Genomic DNA, 23997 nt, shown 5'->3' with positions numbered 1-23997 from the left:
CTTACTCACGGGTAAGTTTGTTGTCGAACACGCTTGCTGTCGAACACTGCACCGACGACCGAATCGAAGAAGGTGGAATCGTGGCCGAAGCCAAGGGCGCACCCAAGCTCTACGCCCAGCTCATCTCGTCCGCACCCGGAGCATTCCTCGCCAAGCAGTTCGGTCTGCCACAGCCCGAGAAGCTCCGGCGCTACCAGCCCGGTGAGCCCGCGCTGCCCGGCCCTGTGCTGCTCGGCGGCAACGGCCGCCTGGTCGAACCGATCCGCACCCTCCTGAGCGACTACACGTTCGCCGAGCCGTCCGACACGAAGTTCGGCGCTCTCGTGTTCGACGCTACCGGCATCACCGATCCCGCGGGCCTCGAACAGCTCTTCACGTTCTTCCAGCCCGCCCTGCGCAATGTCGCCCCGAGCGGCCGCGTCGTCGTGCTGGGTACCACGCCCGAGGAAGCCGGATCGGTCGACGAGCGCATCGCCCAGCGCGCCCTCGAGGGCTTCACGCGCAGCGTCGGCAAGGAACTGCGTCGCGGCGCGACCGCGCAGCTCGTCTACGTCTCCCCCGAGGCGGCCACCGGCCTGGCCGGGGTGGAGTCGACGCTGCGCTTCCTGCTCTCGGCGAAGTCGGCCTTCGTCGACGCCCAGGTGATCCGTATCGGCGAGGGCGACGCCACCGCCCCCGAGTCCTGGGAGCGTCCACTCGCCGGCAAGGTCGCCGTCGTCACCGGCGCGGCCCGCGGTATCGGCGCGACGATCGCCGAGGTGCTCGCCCGCGACGGCGCGACCGTGGTCGTCGCCGACGTCCCGGCAGCCGGCGACGCCTTGACGCAGACCGCCAACAAGGTCGGCGGTACCGCCTTCGCACTCGACGTCACCGCACCCGACGCCGGCGACAAGCTCGCCGCGCACCTGCTCGAGCGGCACGGCGGCGCCGACATCATCGTCCACAACGCCGGCATCACCCGCGACAAGTTGCTGGTGAACATGGACGCCGCCCGCTGGAACGCCGTGATGGCCGTCAACCTCATCGCCCCGCAGAAGATCACCGAGGTGCTCGTCGAGAAGGGTGCGCTGAAGGAAGGCGGACGGGTGATCGACGTGTCCTCGATCGCGGGTATCGCCGGTAACCGCGGCCAGACCAACTACGGCGCGTCCAAGGCCGGTGTCATCGGCCTCGTCCAGGCCACCTCCGAGGTCCTCGCCGACAAGAAGATCACCGTCAACGCCGTCGCCCCCGGTTTCATCGAGACCGCCATGACGGCTGCCATCCCGGTCGCCACCCGCGAGGCCGGCCGCCTGATGAGCTCGTTGCAGCAGGGCGGTGAGACCGTCGACGTCGCCGAGACCGTCGCGTGGTTCGCGAACCCGGCGTCGAGCGCCGTGACCGGGCAGGTCGTACGCGTGTGCGGCCAGTCCATGCTGGGGGCCTAGATGGCACGGATCGAACTGTCCTCGCTGCCGTCGACCTTCGACATCTACAGCCGGGCCGTGCTCGGAGCACTGCCCGTGGTGGGTGCGTCGGGCGACAGCCTGCCCGACGACGTCCTGGTACTGCGCTCGCTGAAGGTCGATCCCGACAATCTCGCCGAGTACACCAAGGTGTGCGGGCTGCGTTTCGGCGACACGCTGCCGGTGACCTATCCGTTCGTCCTCACGTTCCCGCTCGTGATGAAACTGATGGTGTCCAAGGGCTTCCCGTTCGCGGCCGTGGGTTCCGTCCACGCCGAGAACGTGATCGAACAGTTCCGGCCGGTCTCGGTCACCGAACCGCTCGACATCGCGGTGCACGCGGAGAACATGCGCGAACACCGCAAGGGCCTGCTGGCCGATCTCGTCAGCGAGGTGAACGTCGGGCGCGAACTCGTATGGCGGCAGACGTCGACCTTCCTGCACCAGCAGCGCACGTCGCTGTCGGGTCAGCCCAAGCCGGAGCCGAAGGAGGAGGAGATCCCACCGGTCCCCACCTCCACGCTGCGGGTCGATCGGAAGATCATCGACCGCTACGCGGCGGTCTCCGGCGACCGCAACCCGATCCACGTCTCGACGTTGGGCGCCAAGGCATTCGGATTTCCCACGTCCATCGCCCACGGCATGTGGAGTGCTGCGGCGGCCCTGTCGGCCGTCGAGGGACGCATCCCCGAGAAGGTCACCTACACCGTGCGTTTCGGTAAGCCCGTCCTGCTGCCGTCGTCGCTGAGCCTGTACGCGCAGTACGCCGCGGGCGGATGGGATCTCGCGCTGCGGCATCCGAAGAAGCACTACCCGCATCTGACCGCCACCGTGCGGTAGGACGGGAAAGCACCGAGATTTCGGGTGGGGCGGGACGCGATGGGGGCGTTCCGTCCCGCCCGAATCCTTCAGTACACGAACGTGTTTCGCCCGGAAAGATCAGTGCAACCGGTCGGAACGCTTGCGGCCCGCGAGTCCGCGCCAGGCGAGATTCTCGAGCAGATCCGCGGCCTGCTGCACGTCGATCTCACCGCCGGCGATGCGATCGGCGACCGCCTCACCGGCCCCGACGAGCGCGACGGCCATGATCGTGTAGTTCGTGCCGGGTTCCGGATCGCGCGTGCTCGATTCGAGCAGGTGCGCGGTGAGTTCGATCAGCCGGTCGCGGCTGCCCTGCACCTGCGGCGCGAAGGCCTGCTGCGACAGCGCCTGGCGGTACAGAACCATCCACGACGGCCGGTGCTCGTCGACGAAGCCGAGGAACGACTCGAGCGCGACCCGCAGTTGTTCGCGCGGCGCGAGCGTGGGATCGCCCGCCGGGGTCAATGCCTCGACGAACCGCTGCCCCTCGCGGGCGATGCACGCCGCGAACAACTCGTCCTTCGACCCGTAGTACAGATAGAGCATCGGCTTGGAGATCGATGCCCGCCCTGCGATCGCGTCCATGGACGTGTTGTGGAAACCGTGTTCGGAGAACACCTCGACGGCGGCATCCAGCATCTGTTGCTCGCGCACTGCACGCGGCAGCCGCTTGGTTCCGCCCGCCATGACTCCTCCCGGACTCCTCGAATGAAGTTCTGACTCTACGGTAGGAAGCCTGCCGCCGAAGCAACCCGACTGTTTCAGCAGTCCAGAGCGCCTTTCGCGCGTGTCACCGTCCGCACCGATTCGTCGACCCATTCGGGCGAGAGGGTGCCGTCCGCCACGACCTGCTCCAGGTGGTCGAGCACGGCGGGCACCTCGGCGGTGGTCAACCACAGCGCCTGGTTCACACCCGCCACCATCGCGGCCTCGACGGCCTGGGTGATGTCGTAGGTGTCGGTGATCGCACGCATTCCCGACAGGTCGTCGGTGAAGATCACGCCGTCGAAGGCGGGGCCGCCGTAAGCACCCGAGCGGAGCAGGTCCACCGCGGCCGGGCTGATGCTCGCGGGCAGCCCGTCGGTCAGCCCCGGCACGGCGAGGTGCCCGAGCATGACGCCCACCTCGGGCGAGACCAGGCTGCGGTACGGCACGAGGTCGCTCTGCTGGAGCTGCTCGATCGGCGGGGTGGTCACCGCACCGGTGTGCGAATCCCCGGAGGCGGAGCCGTGACCCGGAAAGTGCTTGAGCACCGGCATGATTCCGGCGTCGAGCAGTCCCCGCGCGTAGGCACCGGCGTACTGCGTGACGATCTCGGGATCGTCGGAGAACGACCGGTCGCCGATGACGGAGTCGTCGGGCTGACTGCTCACGTCGACGTCCGGCGCGAAGTCGACCGTGATACCCAGCGACTTCAGTTCCTGTCCGCGTTCGAATGCCATCCGGTAGGTCTCGTCGACCGTCATCGTCTGCGCCGTCTCCCGCGCGGACGGATCGGGACCGAACAGCGCGCCCACGCGCGACACGCGGCCACCCTCCTCGTCGATCGTGACCATGAGCGGCAACGCACTCTGCGCGGCCACCTGCGGCACGAGACGCTCGGAGAGCATCGACGCGTCGGTCCAGCTGCCGATGAAGATGCCGCCGATCTGCTCGGACTCGACGATCGCCTGCGCGTCGGCCGCCCCGGTGACCCCGACGTTGAGCAGCTGGGCGAGCTTCTGCCGCAGGGTCAGCCGGGCGAGCAACTCGTCGCCGCAGGTCGCCGACGTCGCGGCCGCGGTCGCCTCGGTGGTGGTCGCGGTAGTCGTGGACGAGGCCGTCGCCGAGCTCGACGTCGCCTCGCCCGGGTCGTCGCCCGAGTCGGACGAACCGCATCCCGCGGTGGTGAGGGCGACCGCGAGCACGGCGGCGACAGTGTGACGGATCCGCATGGTGCCGACGGTAGCGGACGAACCTCGAGGACCCACAGCTCGAACCTCCCCCACGGACGTCCCGGCAGGTTAAGGTGCACCCGAACATCCGAATCCGATCCAGGGGGTACGCGGTGGGCGCAGATCTGATCCTCATCGCCTACGACGGTTCCGAGAACTCGAAGCGTGCCGTGCAGTATGCGGGCCGCTTCCTCGAATCCTGCCGTGCCGTCGTCGTCACCGCCTGGGAACCGATGGTCCGGCAGGCCGCCCGCATGTCGGGCCTGTCCGGTGTCATGCAGCCCGACTGGGTGCCCGACGAGGACAGCGAGGACGTGGCACTGTCCGACGCGCGCATGACCAACGACGAGGGTCTCGAGTTGGCCCGCTCGACGGGTCTGCACGCCGAGGGCCGCACCGTCGAGGTCGTCAACGCGGTGTGGTCGGCGATCATCGAGACCGCCGACGAACTGGACGTCGACATCATCGTCACCGGCACCCGCGGCACCACCGGCCTGCGTTCGCTGCTGCAATCGTCGGTGGCCGACCACGTGCTCCGGCACAGTCACCGGCCGGTCCTGATCGTGCCGCCGGGGCGCTGACGCCCCGCACCGGGTCACCGGCGCCGGGTGCAGGCAGGGATATTGTCGATCCACCATGGACGGATTCCTGCTCTCGCGCGCCGAACGCTCGGTGCACGCCACCGGCACCCGCCGGTTCTTCGACGACGTCCACTCCGCCACGCGCGCACTCCGGAGCGGTAAGGCGACCCTCGTCGTCGGTGCACTGCCGTTCTCGCCGCACCGTCCGGTGGCCCTCGCGCAGCCCGACGACGTGGAGATCACCGAGGGTCCGTGGCAGGCCCCGCCCGACCTGCCGGAACTGCCTCCGGTGCGGGTGTCCGCCGAACTCCCCCTGCCCCGGGTGCACGTCGAACGGGTGCGCCGGCTCGTGGAGCGGTTGTCGCTCGGAGAATTGGAGAAGGTGGTCGCCGCCCGGCGGGTCGCGCTCGAGGCGGACGAACCTCTCGACCCGCTCGCTCTCGCCGCGCGCATGATCGAACGTCACCCCGATGCGACGACCTACGCACTGGACCTGAGTGCGGCGGGTGAACGTTATTGGGGGCACACACTGGTCGGCGCGACCCCCGAACTGCTCGTGAGCCGCCACGGTGAGACCGTCACGTGCCGTCCGCTCGCCGGCACCGCCGCGCGCCGGGCCGACCCGGACGAGGACCGTCGTGCCGGTGAGGAACTGCTGATGTCGAGCAAGAACCTCGCGGAGCACGGTTACGTCGTCGACCGGATCCGCGAACGGCTGGCGCCGCTGTGCAGCGACCTCGACATCCCCGACAAGCCCGAACTCACCGCGACACCCGATGTCTGGCATCTCGCCACCCCGATCACGGGCACCCTCCGCGACCCCGGAACCGACGCGCTCACCCTCGCCCACGTGCTGCATCCGACCCCGGCCGTGGCGGGCACCCCCACCGAGGCCGCGCTGGACGTGATCTCTGGGGTCGAGGGCGACCGTCGCTTCTACGGCGGCGCGGTGGGCTGGTGCGACGAGCAGGGCGACGGCGACTGGTTCGTCGCCATCCGGTGTGCGGAGCTGAGCTCCGACGGCCGGCGTGCCGTGGCCTGGGCCGGAGGCGGCATCGTCGCCGATTCCGACCCTCTCGCCGAACTCGACGAGACCACCGCGAAACTGCGTACGCTGCTCGGTGTGCTGGGCGTGTAGAGCGCCCCGCCGAGCGCGAAGATCACCTCGGAGGCTCGCACCGTCCGCGAACGCCGTGCGGGGTGATAGTTTGGCGCGGACCGATAGACAGCGTGGCGTCCGGCGATGACTGCCTGCGTCACTGGAGATGGGGAGACGGAATGGGGAAGTTCCTGGGACCGGGCCTGGGTAGCGTGGTCGTCGGTGCCGTACTCGGCGCCGTGGCGGTCTTCGGCGTGACGGCCGCCGTACAGGAGAATTCGCGCCCTCAGATCGATCGCAGTGGCAACGCCGATTCGTCCCTCCTGAACCAGGTTGAGTACGGCAGCCGCTGACGGCGCCGGCAACGCTTCGAGTTCACGCACGTACCGAGACGAGACGGAGCTCCCGTCCGCCGAACCGCTGTCCCGGCGGTGGCTGTACGCAGTCACCGCGGTGGCGGTGGTCCTGTCCTTCGCCCAGGTTCCCGGCCTGGTCGTCGCCGACACCAAGTACGACCTGACGCAGAACCCGATCGGCTTCCTCACGCGCGCCGCTCACCAGTGGAGCAGCGTGGCGCCGCTCGGGCAGGTGCAGAACCAGGCGTACGGCTATTTCTTCCCGCACGGCACGTTCTTCGCCGCGGGACAACTGCTGCACATCCCTCCGTGGATCACCCAGCGGGTGTGGTGGGTGCTGCTGCTCGTCGCCGGATTCTGGGGTCTCGTCCGCCTCGCCGAAGCGCTCGGCATCGGGAGCCGTAGCTCCCGCCTGATCGCGGCGACGGTGTTCGTGCTGTCCCCCCGCGTCCTCACCACGCTCGGTTCCATCTCGTCGGAAGCACATCCGATGATGGTGGCGCCGTGGGTGCTGCTGCCGCTGGTGCGCTACCTGAACACGCCGGATCCCGGCTCGGCCCGCCGGCTCGCCGCGCAATCCGCGATGGCCGTCGCCCTCATGGGCGCGATCAACGCCGTCGCGACCGCCGCGGCGTGTCTCGTCGCGGGCCTGTGGTGGGCCGCGCACCGCCCGAACCGGCGCTGGTGGCGCTTCACCCTGTGGTGGCTGCCGCTGTGCGTCGTCGCGGTGACGTGGTGGATGGTGCCGCTGCTGCTGCTCGGCCGCGTCAGCCCGCCCTTCCTCGACTTCATCGAATCGTCCGGTGTCACCACCGAGTGGACGTCGCTCGCCGAGGTGCTGCGCGGCACCAGCAGCTGGACACCGTTCGTCTCCCCCGAACGCATCGCGGGTGCCGTCCTCGTCACGCAGCCCGCCGCCGTCCTCGTCACCGGCGCCCTGGCCGCGGCCGGGCTCGCCGGTCTCGCGATGCGCTCGATGCCCGCGCGCGGTCGCCTCACCCTGATCCTCGCGGTGGGTCTCGTCGGTATGGGCGTCGGCTACATCGGTCAGCTCGACTCGCTGTTCGCCGAGCAGGTCCGGTCGTTCCTCGACAGCACCGGCGCGCCGTTGCGCAACGTGCACAAACTCGAACCCCTCGTGCGGCTGCCGGTGGTGCTCGGGCTCGCGCACCTGCTGCGCGCCGTGCCCCTGCCGGGGTCGGTGCCGTGGTCCCGCGCCCGGAACGCCTTCGCGCATCCCGAACGCAATCCGATGGTCGCGGTGACGACGCTGATCCTCGTCGCGACGACGCTCGCGACGTCGCTCGCGTGGACCGGCCGGCTCGCGCCGCGCGGTGCGTACGACGAGGTCCCCGGATACTGGCATGCCACGGCGGCGTGGCTCGAGGAGAACACGACCGACCGCGGCGAACGCGCCCTCATCGTTCCCGGCGCACCGTTCGGCAGCCAACTGTGGGGCCTCACCCGCGACGAACCGCTCCAGGCCCTCGCGTCGACGCCGTGGGCCGTCCGCGACGCCGTCCCGCTCGTGCCCCCCGGAGCGATCCGGGCCCTCGACGCCGTGCAGCGCGACATCGCCGACGGTCGTCCGTCCGACGGCCTCGCCGCGACCCTGCGCGGCCAGGGCATCGGCTTCCTGGTGGTGCGCAACGACCTCGATCCCGACACCTCCCCCGCCGCGCGACCGGCACTCGTGCACCGGGCGCTCGAGGGCTCGCCGGGCATCGAGAAGGTCGCCGGGTTCGGCGACGACATCGTGTTCGACAACCCCGACGACTTCGTCACCGACGCCGACCTGCGACCGGTCTACCCGGCAGTGGAGATCTACCGGGTCGCCGAGCCCGCCGGGGCGCCCTTCGGTCCCTACGCCGTGGACGTCGCGGACGTGCCGGTCGTGCAGGGTGGCCCCGAGGCGCTGCTGCGCCGCAACACCGCGCACCCCGATTTCGTCGGGCCCACGCTCCTCGCCGCCGACGCGGCCCGCGCCGGTCTTCCCGTCGACGGGGTGACGATCACCGACACCCCGACGGACCGCGAGACGGACTACGGGCAGGTCGATCACCATTCGTCGACGATCCGGGCGGCCGACGACCCGCGCCGCACCCACAACGCCGTTCCCGACTATCCGGTGCCCGACACCGAACTCGTCCGGGCCGAATGGGAAGGCGCCCGCATCAGCGTGTCGAGCGCGGCATCGGACGCCACCCAGCTCGGCGGCACCTCGGTGGCCAGCGGCCCCGCTGCGGTGGTCGACGGCGACCCCACGACCGGCTGGCACAGCAACGGTCTCGAATCGGCGATCGGCCAGTGGCTGCAGCTCGACCTCGACCGGCCGATCGACGCGGGTCTGCTGCACCTGACGACGAGCTCCGGAGCCCTCGGCGATCCCGTCGAGTGGCTCGAGGTGTCCACCGACCGGGGCAGCACGGCGGTGCGCGTCGGCGAGCCGGGACGCGAGCAGACCGTGGCACTCCCGCTGGGAACGACGTCGTGGATCCGCATCACGTCCGTGCACACCGAACGCGGCACGGTCGGCAACCAGTTCGGTCTCACCGAGGTGGTCGTCGAGGATTTCACCGACCGGAACGAACCGCGCCCGATCGACATCCGTCGCCGCATCGTGGTGCCGGGCCCGGCCGAGGACACCACGGTGCGCGGATGGCAGCTCGGCCAGGAGTTCCCCGGCCGCGGCAGCTGCGTCGACACCGGCGACCGCGTGCGCTGCGCGCGCGGGCTCGCCACCTCCGCGGAGGAACCCGGAACGTTCACGCGAAGCCCGACCGTGCCGCAGGAGACGTGGGTGCGTCCGGAGCTGTTCCTGCGTGCGCGCCCCGGGCCGGCGCTCGAGGAGCTCGTGGACCGGTCCGATCGGGTCGTCGCGCGCGGGGATGCCGACGTCGTCGACATGCAGGGGTCGGCCTTCGCGCTCACCGACGGCGACCCGCGGACGTCGTGGACCGCCGAGGAGAGCTCGCTCGAACGGGGTGCCCCGCGGCCGTCGCTCACCCTGGAACTGCCCGGCGAGCACCGCGTGACCGGGCTGGACATCAGGTCGGCACTGGGAGCGCTGCCGGTCGCACCGTCGACGGTCGCGGTGAATCTCGGCAACGGCCCGCAGGTGCGCGAGCTCGGCGACGACGACACGGTCGTCGACCTGACCCCGCACGTCACGGACCGGGTCGAGCTGACGGTGGTGCGGTGGCGCGACACCCTCGATCGCACCGTGCTGGGTTTCTCGAAGCTCACCCCGCCCGGGCTCGCGGAGGTGTCGGTGCTCGGTGACGACGGGCCGATCGGGGCGCAGCAGTCCGTCTACGACGAGACGGTGACCGTCGATTGCGAGAGCGGACCCGTCGTCGACATCGAGGGCCGGAGCTACCGCACGTCCGTCACCGCGAGCGTCGCCGACCTCGCCGCGGGCCTCGAGGTTCCTGCGACGCTGTGCGACACCGACGTCGTCGGCATGAACCCCGGCCGCGTCGACATCGACGTCGAGCCCGGTGCGGCCTTCGTCGTCTCGAGCCTGCGGCTCACCGTCCCCGGTTCCGACGCGCCCGTTGCGGAGCCGACCGAACTGCAGAAGGGTCGCTGGACGGAGAACCTGCGTGAGGTGACGGTTCCCGAAGGCGACGAGGATCGGCTCGTGGTGGTGCCCGAGAGCACCAATGTCGGCTGGGTGGCGCGCACTCCGGACGGCACCGTGGCCACGCCGGTCGTCGTGGACGGCTGGCAACAGGGCTGGATCGTGCCGGCCGGACCGGAACAGGTGCTGACCCTCGAGTTCGCGACCGACCGCTGGTACCGCCTCGGGATCTTCGGCGGACTGCTGTTGCTCCTCCCGCTGTTCGCGGCGGCACTGTGGCCCCGTCGGCGCACCGAGGACCCGGGCCCGATGCCGCGCACCTGGGGTTCGTCGACCGTCGCGCTGGCCGGTGTGCTGGCCGCCGCGACGCTCCTTGCGGGATGGGTCGGTGCCGTCGTCGCGGCGGTGGGCGCGGTGGGGATCGGTGCGCTCGCGCTGCGTCGCGGCCCCACTCTCGTGTCGCGCGTGCTCGTGGGCACCGCCGGCGGCGCGACGATGCTGGCGATGGCGCTGTTGTCCACCGGACCGTGGCGATCACCCGACGGATACGTCGGGCATTCGTTCCTGATTCAGTTCGCGGCGCTCGTCGGTGTGGTCGCGGTCGGTCTGGCAGCGGTGCCGCGCCGGGCCCTGTCCCAGCGGTGGAAGGCGGCCCGCACCGGCTCCTCGACGAGCGCGTAGCTGACGGAGGCGACGGCCAGGCTCAGCACGATCGTCACCGTGAGCACGAACCAGAAGTGGCCCGCGAAGGCCGGGATCCCGAACACGGGGAAGACGATCGACAGCACCGCGAGGTGCCAGATGAACACGCCGTACGACCAGCGGCCGACCGCCAGCGCGGCCGGGCTCGCCAGGACGCGGTGATGCCGGCGCGGCGCGAGGGTCAGCGGGGCGAGCAGCGCGAAGCTCATGATCGCCCCCAGGGCGATCTTGGCGAGGTACTCGGCCGGTGCGAGGTCGGTCAGCGTCTCCGGTCCTGCCAGCGGGGTGGCCGCAGCCGCGAAGGCGGCGACGGCGAGCAGTCCCATCGCCGCGCGCCGCGCCGCGAGCCGGTGCATCCACGTCTCGGGTCCGGAGACGAGCTCGGCGAGGATCATGCCCGCCGCGAACCAGGGCAGGAAGCCCGGCAGCCAGTTGGTGTGGTTGATGTGATCGGGAGTGCCGACCGGCACCCACGCCCACAACAGCGACAGTCCGCTCACCGCGAGCAGCAGCGGGACACGGTAGCGGGCGGCGTCCCCGCGCAGTCCGCTCACCGCCACGGCCAGCAGGGGCAGAACCAGATAGAAGGCCACCTCCACCGACAGACTCCACATCTGGGTGAGGCCCTCGGTGAGGGTGAGTGGGACGAACACTTGCGCGAGCGCGAGATTCGACCACCACACCGTGATTCCGCCTCCCGCGCCGGGCAGCAGCCACAACACCAGGACCACGACGGTCCAGTAGGCGGGGAGGATGCGGGTCGCTCGGGAGAGGAAGTAGCGAGCGGCCGAGGGAGTCGGCCCGAGCCCGCGGGCCGCCGCAGCATGCGGACGCCACAGCAGGAAGCCGGACAGGGCGAAGAACAGGGCGACTGCGAGGTCGAGACGTGCCCAGACCCGCCCGATCAGCGGGTCGTGCACTGCGCCGGTCTGGAACGCGACATGCGTGATCAACACGCCCACTGCGGCGAACCCGCGCATCCCTTCGAGTGCCGGAAGGAATCCGCTCACGCTGCGGTTCCGGTCGGTGGTGATGGTCATCGGGCATCAGTGTGCCGTGCCGGGGCGGAGTCGGACAGAGCAGGATCACGTGGAACGGGACGATCCCGGCAGGCGACGAAGATCGACTGTCTGTGCGTCCCGGCGGCGAGCGGACGCGCATATTGCCATACCGGGCTGTTAGTGTCTGAGCTCACGTGGTGTTCGCGGGCCGGATGCCAGGCGATCCGTGCAGCCCTGCTGCTGCCGGTGGGGGTACTCGATGACGACCGTTGAGTGAGGAGAAAGCATGGCTGAGCGTTCGAGCTCCGGCCGGATACTGGCAATGATTCTGGTGGGCCTGGGGGCCTTCCTCCTGGTGATCGCGATTCTCGTGCCGACGTACACGCTCGGGAAATTGAGAACGACACCGCTCGATCTCGAGGTGACCACGGTCGCCGAGGGCACGGGCGACATCCTCAATTCCCGTCAGCTGCTCGCCGGCAACGCGCAGGTCGATCGCGACGTGCCGATCGTCGCGCAGCGCTTCGTCACCGTCGAGGATCCCTCGAACGCCGAGGTCATGACGCTGCAGGCAGGCCAGACCGTGCGACGACTCGACATGCAAGGGGACACGGGCCTGGTCTCGGCCGTCGTCGACCGTCTCACGATCGACCGGAAGACCTCCATGCCCGTCTCGGAGGAGGAGTTCCCGGAGCGCGTGAGCACGATCCAGGTGAGCGCCGACAAGCCGCCGGTGGAGATCGACAACCGCGCCGGACTGCAGTACAAGTTCCCGTTCGACGTCCAGCAGGAGTCGTACCCGTACTACGACATCAACGCTCGCGAGAACTTCCCCATCGACTTCGTCGGTGAGGAGGAGATCAACGGCATGAAGGTCTACCACTTCAGCCAGGAGATCGGGCCGGTCGACCTCTCGAAGGCCGACCCCGAGGTCCCGACCTACAAGCTCAGCCTGCCCGCCTCCACCTGGGGTGTCGGTGAGGGCGACGAGCCGATCACGATGACCCGCTGGTACAACAACATCCGCGACCTGTGGGTCGACCCGGTCACCGGTGTCGTCGTCAAGGGCCAGGAGCAGCAGGACCAGTACTACGCCCGCGAGGCCGACAAGCCCGAGGTGACGGTCCTCAACGTGACGCTGCCGTTCGACGAGGAGACGATCGAGTACCAGATCGGCCAGGCCAAGGACGGCCAGGACACCATCTCGCTGTTCGGCCGCACCCTGCCGATCATCCTCGGCATCCTCGGCGTCATCCTGCTGATCGTCGGCTTCGTGCTCGGCATCCGCGGTGGCGGCAACCGTCGTCCGGCCACCGCGACCGGCGGTCCCGCCCCGGCAGGTCCGGCCACGACCACGGTCGGCCCGGCGCATTCGGGCGGCGCGCAGCGCGATCACACCGAGGACCGCACCGAGGTCATCCCGCGCCAGACCGATCCGAACGCGCAACAGCGCGATTGGACGACCGATCGAACGCAGGAGATCCCGCGCACCGATCTGCGCAAGCCTCCGACGCAGGAGTGATCGTCCGGTAGACGAACCGAGCCGCCCCTCACCGATCCCGGTGGGGGGCGGTGTCGTTCGCGTGCGACCGGGTCGCTGCGTCGTCCGTGGACGACTGGGCCACTGCAGCACCGCGCAGAGCGAGTACCGCGACCACCGCGGCGGTCGCGGCGGCCACCCCGACGGCGACGCCGACGAACTGCCGCAGGGTCGACGCCACCGTGAACATCAGCACCGCCTCGAGGGCGAGACCCGCCCACGCGACGAGCGCGAGATGGGTGCGCTCCCCGGCGATCGCCGACAGCAGCGCGCCCTGGAGCACCGCGAGACAGGCGCCCTGCAGCGCGAACAGCCACAGCAGCGACTGCACAGGGCCGTAGGCGTCGCCGACGAGCATCGGGACGAGCGGCCCGCAGATCGCGGCCCCGGCGACGAGCACTGCGCCGATCGCGACGAGGACCGTGAGGGCCGAGCGCACCGCGGCCGCCGACTGCGCAGGGTTCGCCATCCGCGGATAGAGCACCACCCCGACCGCCTGCGGCAGCCAGAAGGCGACCTTCGTGGCGACCGCTCCCAGGGCGTACAGGCCGGCGGAATCGGGGTCGAGCAGCGTGCGGGCGAGCAGCAGGTCGAGCGAGGTGAGCGCGATGAGGGCCAGCTGCACCTGGGAGGCACGCAGAACCGCCCCCGCGGTCGGGGCCGGCTCCTGCCCGCCACCGGACGTCCGGCCCACCAGCGCGCGCGCGGCCAGCGCGACCACACCTGTCCCGATCGCACCGGCGAACAGCGCGGCGCCGGGACCGCCTCCGACGGCGAGCACAGCGACCGCCGGCACCACCTTCGCGATGCCTGCGGCGGCCAGGACGACACTGAGCGCAGCGAACCTGCCCCGCCCCTGGAGCAGACCCTGTTCGGCGGCGAGCAGGACGAGCAGCGGTGCGGTGAGGAGCGATCCGAACGCTCCCCCGACGCTCGTGTCGAGCGCCCACGCCACGACGGGCACGAGGAGCATCGCGACGACGAAGGCCAGCACGGCGCAGCGGTAACCGAGACGGCGCAGAGCGGCGGTACCCGTGCCGTGCACGGCCTCCCGGGCGACGACCGTCTGCAACGCCAGGGCCGGCACGGCGAGGACGAGTTGTGCGGCGAGCAGGCTCGCGAACTCGCCGTATCCGGCGGGCCCGAGCCAGCGTCCCGCCGGCAGGTGCAGCAGATACGACGCGAGGTTCGCGGTCATCGCGCCGACCGTCACCAACGTCATGCCCGTGACGGCGGTACCCGTCGTCGAACCACGGGTGGTCTCGGCGCCCTCCGACGCGCGTCGGGGTGTTCGCGGCATCCGCTCATCCTCCCATCCGGAACGACACCGTATTCTGCCGCCATGCCACGCCCGGAGTCGTCCCGCATGCCCATCCGGGCGGCACTGCCGGCGGCAGCGCCCGCGGTGTGGTCGCTGGCGCTGACCGTCGCGGTGCTCGGTCCGTTCCTCGTCTCCCCCGGCTACCTGCTCTTCCGCGACGCGGTGAGCACTCCCCGGTCGTTCCCGACCGATTCCGCACTCGGACTGTCCGACGCCGCGGCCCGCGCGGTGCCGCAGGACGCCCTGCTGGCGTGGGTGAGCACCGTCGTCGACGGCGGTGTCGCGGTCACGGCACTTCTGGCCGCGTCGTTGTGGGCCGCGGGATGGGGGGCGGCACGGCTGGTCGCGGTGGTGCTGCCCACGAGTGGCACCGGTGCCCGGCTCGTGGCGGCGACGGTGGCGATCTGGAATCCGTACGTCGCCGAGCGGTTGTTGCAGGGGCACTGGAGTCTGCTCGCCGGGTATGCCGCGCTGCCGTGGACGATCTGTGCGGCCGTCGCGATCCGGCGACGCCGACGCGGCGGGTGGGCATCGACGGCAGTCTGCCTGGCTGCCGCAGGCCTGACCCCGACCGGCGCGCTGCTGGCGATCGTGACGGCATGCGCTGTCCTCGCCGCCCCCGGTGGACGGACGCGGGTGCTGCCGCGGGTGGGCACCGCGCTCGCCCTGGGTGTCACGGTGTCGCTGCCGTGGCTGGTGGCGACGGCGCTCGCCGGGGGCGGCACCGAAGCAGATCCCGCCGGTGTGCGTGCGTTCGCCGCGCGGGCCGAACCCCTTCTCGGCACGATCGGTTCGGTGGCGGGGCTCGGTGGGATCTGGAACGCCGATGCCGTCCCCGCCTCGCGCACGACGGGATGGGCGCCGGTGGGCACCCTGCTGCTGCTCGCAGTGGTGGCGTGCGGTGTGCCGGCACTGTGGCGCCGGCGCGGCAATCCCGTGATCGTCGCGCTCGTCGCGCCGGCCGTCCTCGCGGTGCTCGTCGTCGCGCTCGCCGCGACCGGCCCGGGACTCGCCCTCGGCGAATGGGCGATGGTGCACGTTCCCGGCGCCGGACTGCTGCGCGACACCCAGAAGTGGGTCGCGTGGGCGATGCCCGCCTACGCGCTCGCCGCGGCCGCCGGCACGACGGCCCTCGCGCGGCGCTTCGCGGCGCCCGAACCGGTGTGGGCGGCGGCCGCGATCGTCACCGTGCTGGTCGCGCTCCCCGACCTGGTGTGGGGTGTCGGCGGGCAATTACGGCCCGTGCGGTATCCGGCGGGCTGGGAGCGGGTGTCGCAGCTCGTGACGGCCGGCGACGGCGATGTGGCCGTTCTGCCCGCGGGCATGTTCCGGGTCTTCGACTTCTCCGGCCCGGTGCCGGTTCTCGATCCGTCCCCGCGGATGCTGCGCGCCGACGTCCTGCAGACCGGAACTCTCGTCGTCGCCGACGGCAGCGTCGACGGTGAGGGTCGCCGCGCGGCGGACGTCGAGGCCCTGTTGTCGTCCGGTGCGGACCCGGGTGCGCTCGCCGCCCGCGGGGTGGGCTGGGTGCTCGTCGAGCACGGCACGCCGGGCGAACTCGGCGACGCGCAGAGCACGCTCGGAGCTCTCGGCGACGCGCAGAGCACGCTCGGAGCTCTCGGCACTGCCTACCGCGACGAGGATCTGAGCCTGTACCGGGTGGAAGGGGTCACCTCGCCGCCGTCACCCCACCGGGCGCCGGCGGTCGGGGCGCACGTGATGTGGCTACTGGTACTGGCCGGCGGCGCTGGATGTGCGCTCGGGCAGCGGATCGGTGAGAGACGACGGCTCGTCGGCGCGCGGGAACAGTCCTGAGACGGTGTGCCCGAAGGTCGTGACGGACAGGACCTCGTGGACACCCTCACCCGTGGCCTCCCACGAGAATTCGCCGGCACGGATGCGGGCCTTGTTGCCGAGCTGACGACGACGGTCCGCGTCGGCGAGCAGATCGGCGACGGCGGCGGTCAGTTCGGCGGGCGAGTCGACGAGCAGACCGGTGACGCCGTCGATGATCGAGTCGGTGAGTCCTCTGGAGCTGCGGTAGCCGATGGTGGGCACGCCGTGCTGGGCGGCTTCGACCACCGCGAGTCCCCACCCCTCCTTACGCGAGGGCATCACGTGAACCCATGAGCGCGAGAGCAATTCGTGTTTCCGCTCTTCGTCGACGTGGCCGTGGAAGGTGACGGCGTCGCCGATACCGAGTTCGGCGGCCGCATCGCGGAGGTTCTGTTCCCACCAGCCGCCGCCGATGACGTCGAGGTGCAGGCCCGGAACGGTGCCGCGCAGCGCCGCGACCGCGGCGAGGGCATCCTCGATCTGCTTGTGCGGCACCAGCCGCGAGAGGACGCACATGCTGGGATGGGCCGTTCGCGTGTCGTCGCCACCCGCCGCGACACCGGCGGGGACGGCGTCGACGCCGTTGCGGACCACCGCGATCCGCTCCCGGTCGACACCGAGAGCGCGCAGCTCGTCGGCGGACGGGAGCGAGACGGTGAGGTACTGGTTGCGGCGGTGCACGCGCGGCGACAGCGACGACTCGATCCACCAGCCGAGCGTGGCCATCAGTCTGCCCGCGACCGGCCACTGCTCACGATGGCAGTGGTGCACGAGCACCGTGACCGGCGCGCCGGCGACGAGCCGCGCGAAGAAGGGGATGCCGTTCTGGGTGTCGATCACGGCGTCGGGGCGGACACCGGCGAGGGGACCGACACCGCACCTGCCTGCGAGGATCGCGGCGAGTGCGCGCGGATAGACGGTGAGCCGTCCTCCGCCGCGGCTGACGGTGATGCCGTCGATGCGGTCGCGCTTCGCGGCGCCGGGGTATGCGGCGGTTCGCAGGACGACCCGGACGCCGCGCGCCGCGAGCTGCGCTCCGACCTGTTCGAGATACCGCTCGCTGCCGCCCCCCTGCGGATGCCCGCTGTCGCGCCAGCAGAGCAGCAGAACCTCCCGCACGCGGCGACCCCCTGTAGTGACTCGACCAGCCTGCCGGTGTCGACTCGACCACCCGGCCGGGCAGATGTGACTCGGACGATGACAGGGACACAGTAGCGGGTGCCCGTCGGCGACAGGTGAGGGACGAGTACAAGCGCAGCACTAAGGTGACTGGACGTGCCTTCGACGACACCACCCCGCACCGACGTGACCCGGCTGTTCGCCCGCCGCGCCACACTGCGCCGTTCCGCGGGGTTGCTCGGCAGCTTCCGGTTCGAGCAGACGGCACCGGAGAAGTTCTACGGCGGTCTCGCCCGCGACACCGTCGATCTGATCGGCGACCTCTACACGGGTCTGACCGGCACGGATCTGACGGGAACCACGGTCGTCGACGTCGGTGGTGGTCCCGGATACTTCGCCGACGCATTCACCGAAGTGGGATCCCGGTACGTTCCGATCGAGCCCGACCCGTCGGAGATGCACGCCGCCGGTCTGCAGGTGGGCGGCGCGATCCGCGGCTCCGGGCTGGCGTTGCCGCTGCGGACCGGAGCGGTCGACGTGTGCTTCTCGTCGAACGTCGCCGAACACGTCGCGACGCCGTGGGCGATGGCCGACGAGATGCTGCGCGTCACGCGCCCCGGCGGGCTGATGGTGCTGTCGTACACCCTGTGGTGGGGTCCGTTCGGTGGGCACGAGACCGGTCCGTGGCACGCCTTCGGAGGCGAGTACGCGGCCAGGCGTTACGCCCGCAAGCACGGCCGGGAACCGAAGAACCGGTACGGGGTGTCGCTGTTCGACGTCGGCGCCGACGACGGCCTGCGCTGGGCACGCTCGACACCGGACGGCGAACTGCTCGCGGCGTTTCCCCGCTATCACCCGAGGTGGGCGTGGTGGCTCGTGCACGTGCCCGGCGTCCGGGAGTTCCTCGTCAGCAACCTGGTACTGGTCCTGCGGCGTCGCTGACCGGTCGCTTAATGTCGTGGCCATGACCGCATTGGCCCTGGACGTCGGCGGCACCAAGCTCGCCGCGGCCGTCGCCGCCGACGACGGCACCCCGCTCGAAGCCCGGTCCGTGCCGGTCCCCTCGAACGACGTGTGGGGCGCGTGCGCGGGACTGCTACGGCAGGTCGAAGAGATCGGCGCCGGGCCGGTGACCGCCGTGGGAATTGCCGCGGCAGGGCCGGTAGACACGACGACCGGCACGATCGGCCCGATCAACATCTCCGAGTGGAGTTCCGGCTTCGCACTCGTCGACGCCGTGCGCGGCCTGTTCCCCGGCGCCCGGGTGGACCTGGTGATGGACGGCGCCGCAGCGACCCTGGCCGAGCAGCGCTTCGGGGCCGGACGCGACGTCGCCGACCTGCTCGGCGTCGTGCTGGGCACCGGTATCGGTGGAGGTCTGGTACTCGGTGGCCGGATCGTGCGTGGCCGCACCGGCAATGCCGGCCATATCGGGCACGTGGTCTCGCCCTACGGTACGACGGTGTGCGCGTGCGGGGGCGTCGGCTGCATCGAGACGGTGGCGAGCGGCCCGTCGGCGGTGCGCTGGGCCCGTGCCCACGGCTGGCAAGGGCCCGACGGCGTTGCGCTCGCTGCGGACGCCGAGGCCGGAGTCGGCGTCGCCGCAGCGGCACTCGAACGAGCCGGGACGGCGCTGGGCCAGGCCATCGCGTCGGCGGCCGCACTGGTGGACGTGGGACGAGTGGTCGTCGGCGGGGGCTTCGCGCAGTCGGGCGGTCACCTGTGGCGGCCCATGCTCGCGTCGGCAGCCCGGCACGCCCGCTTGAGGTTCGTGCAGGACCTGCGGATCGTCCCCGCCGAACTCGGCGCCGTGGGCACTCTCACCGGCGCCGCGATCGTCGCTGCAGGTCACGACTGGATAACCTGACCGGGCACGCCGTGCTTTCCGGCCTACTCTGAGGACCACATCGGAGTCCCGGCGGAAACTGTGGCGGTCCGCCGGGATGCTCTGCGAGCGGATCGGCGGTACCGGATGCGGATTGCTGACATTTTGCGGAACAAGGGCTCGGCGGTGCACACGGTCGCGCCCGGCACCACGGTGTGCGAACTCATCGGCGATTTCGCGCGGTTCAACATCGGCGCGATGGTGGTGTGCGAGGGTAAGACCGTCGCCGGCATCGTCACCGAACGCGACGTCGTACGCGCCCTGCACGAACGCGGCCCGTCGATCCTTGCGGCACCGGCACACGAACTGATGTCCCGGACGGTGACGACCTGCCTGCCCAGCGATTCGGTCGACAGTCTCGCCGAGACCATGACCGAACAACGGATCCGGCACCTGCCGGTCGTGGTCGACGCTCGGCTGGTCGGGATCGTCAGTATCGGCGACGTGGTCAAGAGCCGCATCGACGAGCTACAGACCGAGCGCGACCAGCTCGCCTCGTACATCCACGACGGTGGGTGAACCTCCGGGTCAGTTCTCGCCGGTCGCGTCGTCGCCGGGAGCAGCGTCCTCGGTGGCACCGTCCTGGCCGGCCCCGTCCTCGGTGACGCTCGGGCGGTCGAGGATGCTCACGCTCATCCCGTAGGGCAGGAACCGCACCGAGCGTCGCGGATCGGTGTTGCCCTTGAGTGTGCGCAGCGCGTCCAGTTCGGTGCGATGAACCTGGTCGACGCGGGCGACGCCGTCGTCGTCGGTGGTGTAGACGACCCAGACCCCGTCGCCCTTCTCACCGGTGGTCTCGGGCCGTGGCTGCGTGCGCGTCGGCGCCGCAGGTGGCTCGAGGAACGAGAAGATGCGGTCCTTCAGCTCCCGCAGTTCCTCTCCGGCCTCCCGCACCACGCGGTCGAGATCTTCGGGGTCGAATCCGAACGGATTGTTCTCCGCCATGTCGTGTCTCCTGACCGTTGGGCACCCTCCAGTGTGGTGACGGTCGCCGATTCGCGCCACCCGGCTCCTCCCCCGCTCTACTGTGCAGCCGAGGGAGGAAGGAGACATCCATGGTGAACGACACGGATCTGCAGTATCTGCGGCGGTGCGTCGAACTCGCGGAGGAGGCGGTCTCGACCGGTGACGAGCCGTTCGGGTCGGTGCTGGTCGACGCGGACGGCGAGGTCCTGGCCGAGGACCGCAACCGCGTCGCAGGCGGCGACAGCACCCGGCACCCCGAGTTCGAGCTCGCGCGGTGGGCGGCCGAACATCTCGAGCCCGACCGGCGCGCCATCGCCACCGTCTACACCTCCGGTGAGCACTGCCCGATGTGCGCGGCCGCGCACGGCTGGGTCGGCCTGGGGCGGATCGTCTACGCGACGTCCTCCGAGCAACTCGTCCGGTGGCTCGACGAGATGGGCGTGGCTCCGGCCCCGGTCCGTCCGCTGCCGATCCGTGAGGTCGTGCCGGATGCTGTCGTCGACGGGCCCGCTCCCGAACTCGAACAGGAGATCCGCCTGCTGCACCGGCGCTGCCACCTCGGGGAGTGAGGCCGTCCGGTCCCATCGGATCTGGTGACCCCCTGGCCTCAGGCTGTAACGTGTTCTAGTGTTCGGGGTCACAGCACCGCGGCGCGCCCGACGGCCGCGAGATCCGAGACGTGAGCACACAGCAACGGATGAGGAAGACATGACCGACTACGACAAGTTGTTCATCGGCGGCGAATGGGTGGCACCGTCGACCGACGAGAGACTCGAGGTGTTCTCCCCCGCCACCGAGGAGCGGGTCGGCTCCGTGCCGGTCGCAGGACCGAAGGACGTCGACGCCGCGGTCGCCGCCGCCCGGCGCGCCTTCGACGACGGACCGTGGCCGCGCACGTCGCCGGCCGAACGCGCGCAGGTGCTCGCCAGAGCCGTCGCGCTCATCGAGGAACGCAACGACGAGATCGCCGCCGTCCTCGGTTCCGAACTCGGCCAGCCGGGCCCCTCCGTCCAGATGGTGCAGATGACGCCGGCCCTCGGGACGCTGAATTTCTATGCCGGACTGGCCGATTCGTTCAACTGGGTCGAGGAACGGGTCGGCTCGTTCGGCCGCACCCGCGTCACCCGCGAACCCGTCGGCGTCGTCGCCGCCGTCATCGCGTGGAACGTGCCGCTGTTCCTGTGCGCGAACAAGATCGCACCCGCACTGCTCGCCGGATGCACCGTGGTGCTCAAGCCTGCCCCCGAGGCCCCGCTGGCCGTGAACCTCCTCGCCGAGATCTTCACCGAGGCCGGTCTTCCCGAAGGCGTGCTGTCGGTGGTTCCGGGCGGCGCGGACACCGGCGAGAGCCTCGTGTCCCATCCGGACATCGACAAGATCACCTTCACCGGGTCGACCGCGGTGGGCAAGCACATCGGCGAGATCGCGGCGCGCAATCTCAAGCGCTGCTCGCTCGAACTCGGCGGCAAGTCCGCGGCCATCATCCTCGAGGACGCCGACCTCGACTCCACCGTCGCCATGCTGGTGATGTCGGGGCTGATCAACACCGGCCAGGCCTGTGTCGGCCAGACGCGCATCCTGGCTCCCCGTTCCCGCTACGACGAGGTCGTCGAGAAGGTCGCCGGCGCAACCGCGTTCTTCCCCGTCGGGCCTCCCGGCGACGAGGCCGCACAGATCGGTCCGCTGATCTCCGCCAAGCAGCGCGACCGCGTCGAGGGCTACATCGCCAAGGGCACGGAGGAGGGCGCCCGCATCGTGATCGGCGGTGGCCGTCCGGCGCACCTCGACAAGGGCTACTTCGTCGAGCCGACGATCTTCGCCGACGTCGACAACTCGATGACCATCGCCCGCGAGGAGATCTTCGGCCCGGTGCTGTGCGTGCTGCCCTACGACAGCGTCGACGAAGCGGTGAAGATCGCCAACGACTCCGATTACGGCCTCGCCGGTTCCGTGTACACCACCGACGTCGAGAAGGGCCTCGAGATCGCGTCGCGCGTGCGCACCGGTACCTACGGAATCAACTGGTACGCCTTCGATCCCGGTTCACCGTTCGGTGGATTCAAGAATTCCGGCATCGGACGCGAGAACGGCCCCGAAGGACTCGAGGCGTTCTGCGAGCTGAAGTCCGTGCTCTACCCGCCCGGCTACGAGGGTTGATCCCGTACGTCGAGGGGGAGGGTATGTGCGAGTTCTCCGACGAGAACCCACGTACCCTCCCCCTCGACAGGGCACGACCTCAGATGTACATGGCGGGATCGATGTAGGTCGTCGGATCCACGAGCGGTTCGTGCTTCTTGCGGGATCGGACGGTCGCGGGAATGCCCGTGGCGATCGAATCCGCCGGCACGTCGTGGGTGACCACGGCGTTGGCACCGATCGCGCTGTCGTCCCCGATCACGACCGGGCCGAGGACCTTCGCCCCTGCTCCGACGGTGACCCGGTTGCCCAGCGTCGGATGACGCTTCTCCTTCGCCAGCGACCGGCCGCCGAGCGTCACGCCGTGGTAGAGCATCACGTCGTCGCCGATCTCGGCCGTCTCGCCGATGACCACGCCCATACCGTGGTCGATGAAGAAACGCCGCCCGATGGTCGCGCCGGGATGGATCTCGATGCCGGTGAGGAATCGGGTGAACTGCGCGAGGATCCGCGCAGGTCCCTTCAGCGCGGGCACCTGCCACATCCGGTGCGCGATGCGGTGCGACCAGATCGCGTGCAGCCCCGAGTAGACGACGGCGTTCTCCGCGTCGCTGCGCGCGGCCGGATCGTGGCCGCGCGCAGACTGCAGATCCTCCCGCAGAGTGTGCAGGATACCCACGACGGCGATCAGTCCCGGATGTGTTCGAACAGCGGGGTGGAGATGTACCGCTCACCGAAGTCGCAGACGACGGCGACGATCAGCTTGCCGGCGTTCTCGGGACGCTTCGCCAGCTCGAGGGCCGCCCAGACGATCGCACCCGACGAGATGCCGCCGAGAATGCCTTCCTGGGTGCCCAGATCGCGCGCGATACGAATCGAATCCTCGAACGAGACGTCGACGATCTCGTCGTAGACCTCGCGGTCGAGCACGTCGGGCACGAAGTTCGCGCCGATGCCCTGGATCTTGTGCGGTCCGGGCTCGCCACCGTTGAGGATCGGCGAGTCGACCGGCTCGACACCGACGACCTTCACGTCCGGCTTGTACTCCTTGAGCCTGCGGCCCGCGCCCGTGATGGTGCCGCCCGTACCGATGCCGGCCACGAAGATGTCGACCTCACCGGCGGTGTCCTTCCAGATCTCCTCACCGGTGGTGTTGTAGTGGATCTCCGGGTTCGCGGGGTTGCCGAACTGGCGGGCGAGGATCGCGTTCTCGGTGTTCGCGACGATCTCCTCGGCCTTCGCGACGGCACCCTTCATGCCCTCGGAGCCGGGGGTGAGGACGATCTCGGCGCCGTAGGCGCGAAGCATGACGCGACGCTCGGTGGACATCGTCTCGGGCATCGTGAGGATGACCTTGTAGCCGCGTGCAGCGCCGACCATCGCGAGCGCGATGCCGGTGTTGCCGGAGGTGCCCTCGACGATCGTGCCGCCGGGCTTCAGCTCACCGGACTTCTCGGCCGCGTCGATGATCGCGACGCCGATACGGTCCTTGACGCTGTTCGCCGGGTTGTAGAACTCGAGCTTCACGGCGACCGTCGCGCCGGACCCCTCGGTCAGACGGTTGAGCTTGACGATCGGGGTGCGCCCGACCAGCTCGGTGACATTGTTGTAGATACCGCTCATATGGGCCGA

The 23997-nt window shown here is 70.4% G+C and carries 21 protein-coding genes; 13 read left to right on the top strand and 8 right to left on the bottom strand.

Annotated elements, in window-relative coordinates; genetic code table 11:
* Positions 1-80 precede the first annotated feature (80 nt).
* The gene (locus tag PV766_RS04730; RefSeq protein WP_064063574.1) at positions 81-1427 is read left to right on the top strand and encodes a 3-oxoacyl-ACP reductase; all 1347 of its coding nucleotides are present in this window, start codon (positions 81-83) and stop codon (positions 1425-1427) included.
* Positions 1428-2285: a MaoC/PaaZ C-terminal domain-containing protein gene (locus PV766_RS04725; RefSeq protein WP_129975720.1), complete on the top strand. Its 858-nt coding sequence runs from the start codon at positions 1428-1430 to the stop codon at positions 2283-2285. It abuts the gene before it with no gap.
* A 99-nt stretch (positions 2286-2384) separates the two neighbouring features.
* Here PV766_RS04725 and PV766_RS04720 read toward each other — a convergent pair whose 3' ends face one another.
* Together PV766_RS04720 and PV766_RS04715 are read right to left on the bottom strand one after the other, a co-directional pair.
* Entirely contained in the window at positions 2385-2993 is a 609-nt protein-coding gene (locus PV766_RS04720) for a TetR/AcrR family transcriptional regulator (protein WP_016932524.1), read from the bottom strand.
* Positions 2994-3067: 74 nt separating this feature from the next.
* The gene (locus PV766_RS04715) at positions 3068-4240 is read right to left on the bottom strand and encodes a glycoside hydrolase family 3 N-terminal domain-containing protein (protein WP_421096514.1); all 1173 of its coding nucleotides are present in this window, start codon (positions 4238-4240) and stop codon (positions 3068-3070) included.
* 113 nt (positions 4241-4353) lie between these two features.
* Between PV766_RS04715 and PV766_RS04710 the strand changes: the two genes are divergently transcribed.
* The 4 genes from PV766_RS04710 to PV766_RS04695 all read left to right on the top strand — a co-directional run bounded on the left by PV766_RS04710 (position 4354) and on the right by PV766_RS04695 (position 10540).
* Entirely contained in the window at positions 4354-4821 is a 468-nt protein-coding gene (locus PV766_RS04710) for a universal stress protein (protein ID WP_064063504.1), read from the top strand.
* Between the two features lie 55 nt (positions 4822-4876).
* Entirely contained in the window at positions 4877-5959 is a 1083-nt protein-coding gene (locus tag PV766_RS04705) for an isochorismate synthase (RefSeq protein ID WP_129975716.1), read from the top strand.
* 140 nt (positions 5960-6099) lie between these two features.
* Positions 6100-6273, top strand: a complete 174-nt coding sequence (locus PV766_RS04700; RefSeq protein WP_006552672.1) for a DUF2613 domain-containing protein — start codon at positions 6100-6102, stop codon at positions 6271-6273.
* Positions 6254-10540: an alpha-(1->3)-arabinofuranosyltransferase gene (locus tag PV766_RS04695; RefSeq protein WP_421096513.1), complete on the top strand. Its 4287-nt coding sequence runs from the start codon at positions 6254-6256 to the stop codon at positions 10538-10540. The genes PV766_RS04700 and PV766_RS04695 overlap by 20 nt, the downstream gene beginning before the upstream one ends.
* Here the strand turns inward: PV766_RS04695 and PV766_RS04690 are convergent.
* The gene (locus PV766_RS04690) at positions 10429-11601 is read right to left on the bottom strand and encodes an acyltransferase family protein (protein ID WP_255161727.1); all 1173 of its coding nucleotides are present in this window, start codon (positions 11599-11601) and stop codon (positions 10429-10431) included. The two genes, PV766_RS04695 and PV766_RS04690, sit on opposite strands and share 112 nt — an antisense overlap.
* A 247-nt stretch (positions 11602-11848) precedes the next feature.
* Between PV766_RS04690 and PV766_RS04685 the strand changes: the two genes are divergently transcribed.
* Positions 11849-13084, top strand: a complete 1236-nt coding sequence (locus PV766_RS04685; protein ID WP_072740554.1) for a DUF3068 domain-containing protein — start codon at positions 11849-11851, stop codon at positions 13082-13084.
* 28 nt (positions 13085-13112) lie between these two features.
* Here PV766_RS04685 and PV766_RS04680 read toward each other — a convergent pair whose 3' ends face one another.
* Positions 13113-14402 (bottom strand): polysaccharide biosynthesis protein, encoded by a 1290-nt coding sequence (locus PV766_RS04680; protein WP_421096512.1) that lies wholly within the window; start codon positions 14400-14402, stop codon positions 13113-13115.
* A gap of 42 nt (positions 14403-14444) precedes the next feature.
* On the opposite strand from PV766_RS04680, the gene PV766_RS04675 reads away from it, so the two are divergent.
* Positions 14445-16238 (top strand): hypothetical protein, encoded by a 1794-nt coding sequence (locus PV766_RS04675; protein WP_421096511.1) that lies wholly within the window; start codon positions 14445-14447, stop codon positions 16236-16238.
* Here the strand turns inward: PV766_RS04675 and PV766_RS04670 are convergent.
* Positions 16149-17378 carry a glycosyltransferase family 4 protein gene (locus tag PV766_RS04670; RefSeq protein WP_064063968.1) on the bottom strand — a complete coding sequence of 410 codons (1230 nt, stop codon included), beginning with the start codon at positions 17376-17378 and terminating at the stop codon, positions 16149-16151. The two genes, PV766_RS04675 and PV766_RS04670, sit on opposite strands and share 90 nt — an antisense overlap.
* Before the next feature lie 186 nt (positions 17379-17564).
* Here PV766_RS04670 and PV766_RS04665 point away from each other — a divergent pair, with 186 nt between their 5' ends.
* The 3 genes from PV766_RS04665 (at position 17565) to PV766_RS04655 (ending at position 19782) form a co-directional block, all read left to right on the top strand.
* Positions 17565-18320: a class I SAM-dependent methyltransferase gene (locus PV766_RS04665; RefSeq protein ID WP_064063967.1), complete on the top strand. Its 756-nt coding sequence runs from the start codon at positions 17565-17567 to the stop codon at positions 18318-18320.
* A 22-nt stretch (positions 18321-18342) separates the two neighbouring features.
* A complete protein-coding gene (locus PV766_RS04660; RefSeq protein ID WP_255161731.1) occupies positions 18343-19245 on the top strand; it encodes an ROK family protein in 903 nt (300 codons plus the stop codon).
* Positions 19246-19350: 105 nt separating this feature from the next.
* Positions 19351-19782, top strand: coding sequence for a CBS domain-containing protein (locus PV766_RS04655; protein ID WP_026002933.1), 432 nt, complete (start codon positions 19351-19353; stop codon positions 19780-19782).
* Positions 19783-19791: 9 nt separating this feature from the next.
* Here the strand turns inward: PV766_RS04655 and PV766_RS04650 are convergent, their stop codons facing one another.
* Positions 19792-20208, bottom strand: coding sequence for a hypothetical protein (locus PV766_RS04650; RefSeq protein ID WP_064063965.1), 417 nt, complete (start codon positions 20206-20208; stop codon positions 19792-19794).
* Between the two features lie 110 nt (positions 20209-20318).
* On the opposite strand from PV766_RS04650, the gene PV766_RS04645 reads away from it, so the two are divergent.
* Together PV766_RS04645 and PV766_RS04640 are read left to right on the top strand one after the other, a co-directional pair.
* Positions 20319-20798, top strand: coding sequence for a nucleoside deaminase (locus PV766_RS04645; RefSeq protein WP_421096510.1), 480 nt, complete (start codon positions 20319-20321; stop codon positions 20796-20798).
* A 139-nt stretch (positions 20799-20937) separates the two neighbouring features.
* Positions 20938-22386, top strand: coding sequence for an aldehyde dehydrogenase (locus tag PV766_RS04640; protein WP_129975704.1), 1449 nt, complete (start codon positions 20938-20940; stop codon positions 22384-22386).
* Positions 22387-22465: 79 nt separating this feature from the next.
* Here the strand turns inward: PV766_RS04640 and epsC are convergent, their stop codons facing one another.
* Entirely contained in the window at positions 22466-23044 is a 579-nt protein-coding gene (gene epsC, locus PV766_RS04635; RefSeq protein WP_016932540.1) for a serine O-acetyltransferase EpsC, read from the bottom strand.
* Positions 23045-23052: 8 nt separating this feature from the next.
* Positions 23053-23988: a cysteine synthase A gene (gene cysK / locus PV766_RS04630; RefSeq protein ID WP_016932539.1), complete on the bottom strand. Its 936-nt coding sequence runs from the start codon at positions 23986-23988 to the stop codon at positions 23053-23055.
* Positions 23989-23997: the final 9 nt, after the last annotated feature.

Source organism: Rhodococcus sp. As11, from assembly GCF_048957735.1.
Taxonomy (GTDB): Bacteria; Actinomycetota; Actinomycetes; order Mycobacteriales; family Mycobacteriaceae; genus Rhodococcus; species Rhodococcus gordoniae.
The sequence above is the reverse complement of the archived record's forward strand: the minus strand, read 5'-3'. Positions and strand labels throughout refer to the sequence as shown.